The 5,250-nt window shown below is 62.6% G+C and carries 4 protein-coding genes; all 4 read right to left on the bottom strand.

What is annotated here, in order from left to right:
* On the bottom strand, positions 1-440 hold a 440-nt coding region (locus tag ACREPD_RS21610; RefSeq protein WP_431601197.1), incomplete at its 3' end, for a hypothetical protein.
* A complete protein-coding gene (locus ACREPD_RS21605; protein ID WP_431601196.1) occupies positions 437-1,420 on the bottom strand; it encodes a hypothetical protein in 984 nt (327 codons plus the stop codon). The genes ACREPD_RS21605 and ACREPD_RS21610, both read right to left, overlap by 4 nt.
* Positions 1,421-1,423: 3 nt before the next feature.
* Complete coding sequence (locus tag ACREPD_RS21600) at positions 1,424-2,395, bottom strand: hypothetical protein (protein ID WP_431601195.1); 972 nt, start codon at positions 2,393-2,395, stop codon at positions 1,424-1,426.
* A gap of 2 nt (positions 2,396-2,397) precedes the next feature.
* The coding region (locus tag ACREPD_RS21595) for a phage tail length tape measure family protein (protein WP_431601194.1) at positions 2,398-5,250 on the bottom strand (2,853 nt) is incomplete at its 5' end.

Genomic DNA, 5,250 nt, shown 5'->3' with positions numbered 1-5,250 from the left:
GGTGGGCCTTCGGTCCCCACTGCCAACTGCCAGCCCCGCATCTGCAAGGGACCGAATTCCAAGGGCGGTGCGCCCGGCCCGGTGAGGTCGATGCCTTCACCGTTCTCCATGACCACCGATTCCAGGTGTTGCGGCTGGAAATACGCGCTCCAGATCTTGACCAGGCGTACCTGGTTGGTCACCAGGTTGCCCAAATCAATGCGAATCGGGATGACGTGCAGCCGGTAGTACCAATCGTTGAGCGAGGTCCGCATCGCCAACCCTTCATTGCGCTCAGGCGGCACGCTGATCGTGCCCTCGACCGCTGGACCAGCCAGCAAGGTGGGCTGCGCCAGCGCGCCTCGAAACGCCGAAACCGGAATTCGCGTACGCGGCAAGTCCAGATTCGCGCTCTGCCAGAATCCTTGGGCACTGAGCGCCCCCGCCAAGATGGTGGTCATGACGTCTTCCGCACTGCCCAACCATAGTTTCCTGACGCCGGCGGTGCATTCCCAGCGGTACTCATCGGGCGCTTATCTAGCCACGGGAACACAACCCAAGTCTCTTCGCCAATCGTGACCTCCTGCTCCGGCTCCAGCTTGGCCAGAGAGCAAGCGCGGGTGCCAATCACGGTGCCGATCGGCGAAAGATATGCTGCGGTGCCAGCGCGCCGCACCGAAAACGTCACGGGGTGGAACACGCTGCGGCCGGAGAACGTGTTCTGGTCTGCGCCGCCCAATACGCGGCCAAGCCATAAGGTGTCGGAACTTGTGGTCGAGGTATTTGCCTGCCCCATCGTCCCGACACCGGTGCAAGCCGTCCCTTCGGGCAAAAGGGAGCCGGAGTAGTAGTTGCTGATGCGATGGAAGCTGTTGCTGCGCCCGTCCTCTACGGAGTCGGCGCGCACGTGGCCACAGCCCGCCACGTCGTAGTTGAACCCGAACAGGACCACGTTGGGGGCATTCGGTGTGACGTACCCACTGTAGCTGCCGGTCAGGCCTGCCCAGTAGGTACCGTCTGCGTAGGTACCACCAACGTAATCGCCCGCCTTATCGAGCACGCCGAACGCATGGTGACGGTACTGGCCTGCAATGGCCGTTGAGATAGCTACGTGGACAGCATTTCCGTTGGCGAACAACTTTACCCTCGGGTAGGGCCCGGCCTGGACGTTGCTGAGCCCATCAGCGGGCGAAACATTGGGCTGCAGGTTGGGAGCAGCAGCTGCCGAGTAACCCACTGAAACACGGCTTCGAAGGTTGATCTGATCATTGTTGAACAGGTGCACATAATCAGAAACCCCGGGGATCCGGAGCGTAGCGGAGCGATTGGTAGACACCAGGTTGTTGCGCTCCACGGTCCAACCATTTGCAGCGCAGAAGGCCGTGACCAGGTCGATCAGGGTCTGAAGATTGAGGACGTTGATGTGTTCGGCGTAGGCCATTTTTTACTCCAGCGCAAAGGCGGCGAACTGTCCATCGCCGGTGCGGAAGACGTTGGGAACAAGGACGTGGTCGGTGCCGCCGGCAGTGACAACTTGTTCGGCTGATGCCCCGAGCGAGGGTGTGTAGAACACCCCATCGAAGCTGCCGTAGAACTGCCCACCTTCGGGCACCTGGTCGTAGGGGATGCCAAGGTCGGGGCTGCCCGAGCTGTAAGCCACCGCCGCCAGCTGGCCGCGCTGAAGCCATGCGGATCCGTCAAGCAGCCTGCGGTGATTGGCGTTGACGACACTTGTCCAGGGGAACGTCATCCTGCCCGTGGTGGTCAAGCTGCTGGACCACGTATTTCGCAGTGGCACCCATGCCTGCATCGGTGAGAACAGGAACGCCTGGGAGTCGCCCGTGTTGACGTCGAAATTGGAGACGGGGTTCCAGAAGTTCGAATGCTGGTAGGTATCCAAGGACGCCAACAGGTCGCGCGACAGCCCGGCTGCGCCGATGAAGAGCGGATAGGACCAGTCCTCCGGCAGGTGCTCGGGGAGGATGAAGCCTGCGTACAGCGCGTCGTATCGGCCATTGATGCGGGTAATGACTTTGAAGCATCGACCGTTGGCGATGAACCAGTAGGCGAACGGCGAGTTCACGGCCAGAAGAGCAACGTACTTGCTGTTGGCGCCAGCGGGGTCCAGTGAAGGCGCAGCCGGGTTATAGGCGGTGTGCCCCCGCAGGGCCAAGTTGTAGTAGTTGCTCGACGCCACCGTGTAAGCCTGCAGCGAGACGAAGATCTCGTCGGCCCCGGCAAGGCCCCGCCCCTTCAGCGACACGAAATCATTGGCGGCGATCGCACCGCTGGCCACGCCCCCCACCACGGCCCACTGTTGGCCAGCGGCAACGAGCGCCGCATCTGCCGTGAGGAAGTCACGAAGCTGCTGCAGCAAGTCGCGGTGGTTGGAGGCGGTACCGGTTTTCCATGCCATGTTCAGAACTCCAGGAGCTTGCGAATCGCCGCCGCATTGCGGTCGATCTTGTTGACGAAGGTACGATCGCTGTTCGGATCGTCCAGGTAGTGCTCAACCAGGGCCGGGTCGACCACGTTGACCATGCGCAGTCCAAGCTGGGCGGCCGGCGCCCGCGAGGGGCTGGCCATCGAATAGGACGGCGCGGCGCTGACGACTGGCGCCACCACCGGCCCGCCGTTGGCATAGCCGTTTCGCCAGCCATCGATCGCCGCCATGCCCACCCGGTTGAACGCGGACAGGAACGCCATTGCGCCTGGCTGGCGTACCACTTCCTGGCGATGCACGAACTCGCCGGCATGGACGATGCCGGCGGGCTGGTATTTGCCGCCAGGACCGGTGTAGCCGCCGGAAGCGAAACCGCCAGCAGCATTGGCGACCAGCATCGCCGTAGCTGCCGCCTGCATCTTATCCGCCGCGCTGGAGACGGCTTGAGCGCCGATCACCAAGGAAATGCCCGACGTAGCCAAATCCGTGGATGAGGACTCTAGCTTGGTGGCACCTACTGAAATTGCTGCTCCCGCAGCGGCTGTCACCAATGCGGCAGAGGCCAGTTTTTCGGAACCGTCTGATACATCGCCCGTTCCACCGGGAATCAAGCTCATGATTTTCATGGCTGCTGCTTGGGCCAACTGTGCTGCAGCAAACTCGGCAATGCCTTGGGCCAGATCAGAGAAGAAATTGCGGACCGACTCCCCCAGCGAATCGGTCTGCATCACCAGCGAGGTGAACAGGTTGGTGAATGCGCCTTCCAATGTGCTTCGGATGGACTGTTGGAGCAGGTTCGTAGTCTGCTCCATCTCCCGCAACTTGAGCTCGATCTGCTCGACATTGGCGAGCGCCTGTGGGTCGCCAAGCGCTATAGCTGCAGCACGCATCTGCGGCACCAGCTCGCGCAGGGTGCCGAGCTTGTCGCGGTACAGGTTGACGATGCGCTGTTGAGCGTCGGATTCAGTGGTAAGGCCGGCCTGCAGCTCGACCTGGATCCGCTGCTGCTCCAGCGAGATCTGTCCCATCGTCCGATTGTAGGTCTCCTGCAACCTCCTAAGATCGGCATTTGCCTGGGTGAGATTAAGCAGTTTTCCGACATCTGCGGCTTCGCCGGTCTTGCCGATGTTCTCCAGCTGCTGCTGCAGGCGCGTCAGTTCCTTGGTGGTCTTGGCCACCTCAACGTCCTGGCCTGTGCCCTGCAGCTGCGCCAACTGTAGGCGCACGTCGACCAACTTCTTGGCCATGTCGATACGCTGGCGCTCGCCGTCGAGCAGCTGGGCATAGTCCACCAACTCGCTTTTCAGCGCTTCACTGGCGTTCTTATAGGCACCTTCCTCGATCTCGTAGCGGATCCGCGCCGCCTCGCCGGCCTTGGCCTGGCCATCTTCCAGGTCACCCAGCAACGACACCTGCTTTTGCAGGTTGTCCAGCTCCCGGCGGCCGGCTTCTTCGGCCTTCTGAGTGTCCGTCTTCGGAGTCTTCTTCTTGGTTTCCTTGTACTGCTCCTGGAGCGCCTTCTTGGCCTTGTCGTAGGCGCCGCCACTGATATTCCCATCGGCTTTGAACAGCACGTCCGTCAGCAGCGGGCTATCGCTGTCGCCAGCTGCGGCCGCGTCACGCAATGCACGGAACTTCTTGTTCAGATCATCCAGCGCCTTGCCGTACTTCTCGGCCTTGGGCGCCCCCGCGTCGAGCTGGTCCTGGATGGCCTTCGATGCCGAGATGCCGGCGTTCTGCACGTCCTGGTTCTTCTTGTCGGCAGCGGTACGGGCTTCCAGCGCCGAGCGCTCGGATTCAAGTGAGGCGATCAGCGCATTGGTGTTGCGGAGACCGTCGGCCGCGCGCCCTTTGTCGCCAGGGATAGGGCTGTCTGACAAGGTCTGGAAGAACTGCAGGTCTTCCTTCGCGCGCCTAAGCCGGGCATCTACATCATCACGCCCGACGTCCTTGATCACTTGCCAAGCGCCGAGCACCGCTGATTTGACCCCGATCCATGCGCGCTCCAGCATGCCGGCAGTGGCCCGAGCTTCGGCGACACGGCGTGCGTGGACCTCGGCGAAAGCGTCGATCGCGGCGCGCGCAGCATCGGTCTGTCGGCCCTGATCTTCCAGCGCCCGGACGTGCTCATACACCTCCAGGGTGAGGAAGTTGTACTGCTGATTGAGCTCCTGCAACTGTGCGCTGGGGGCCTTGGCCAGGGCAATGATCTTGGCCGTCGTCTGCTCGATGCTTTCGCCGGTCAGCTCAGACAGGTTCAGGGCTGCTGAGGTCGCTGTCTGGAGGCTGTCGCTTGCGATCTTTCCGGAGTTACTAAGCGCCAGGACGGCCTTTTGCGCGTTGCCATACTCGCCAGTGGCCTCGGCCGTGGCATTGCGGATCTCGGCCAAGCGCCCTGCATACACGCCGCCGGCATTGCCCGTGGCGATCAACGACAGCTCCAGCTGGCGGTTCTCCTGGTAGCTCTTCCATGCAGCCACGGAGAACAGGCCCAGGGTGGCCACCACGCCGCCCAAGGCGATCCCATAGGCGCCCAGGCCGGCGGTGCCCCGCGTTCCCAGGTTGAGCAGTGAGCTACTGGCTCCAGACAGGTTGCCCTGCAGCAGATTGGCACCGACACCGGCCAGGCTGGTCCGGACCTCGCGCGCGGACAGGCTCAGGTTGCGCATCTTGCGATCGGCCTGGTCGACCCCGTCGCTCACCTCTTTCCAGTGGGTGCGCTGGCTGCTGATGCCCACCATTGCGCGGTTGTACGCCTCGCGCGAGAGCGTGCCGGCGTCAACAGATTTCTTGAGCTTGGCCTCATCGGCATCGAGCTTGACCAGCGC

It is taken from the genome of Stenotrophomonas sp., assembly GCF_050737075.1.
Taxonomy (GTDB): domain Bacteria; phylum Pseudomonadota; class Gammaproteobacteria; order Xanthomonadales; family Xanthomonadaceae; genus Stenotrophomonas.
The sequence above is the reverse complement of the archived record's forward strand: the minus strand, read 5'-3'. Positions and strand labels throughout refer to the sequence as shown.

Excerpts from the sequence above, each read along its gene's own strand:
- ACREPD_RS21605 (WP_431601196.1), bottom strand. The coding sequence starts at position 1,420 with ATGGCCTACGCCGAACACATCAACGTCCTCAATCTTCAGACCCTGATC.
- ACREPD_RS21600 (WP_431601195.1), bottom strand. The coding sequence starts at position 2,395 with ATGGCATGGAAAACCGGTACCGCCTCCAACCACCGCGACTTGCTGCAG.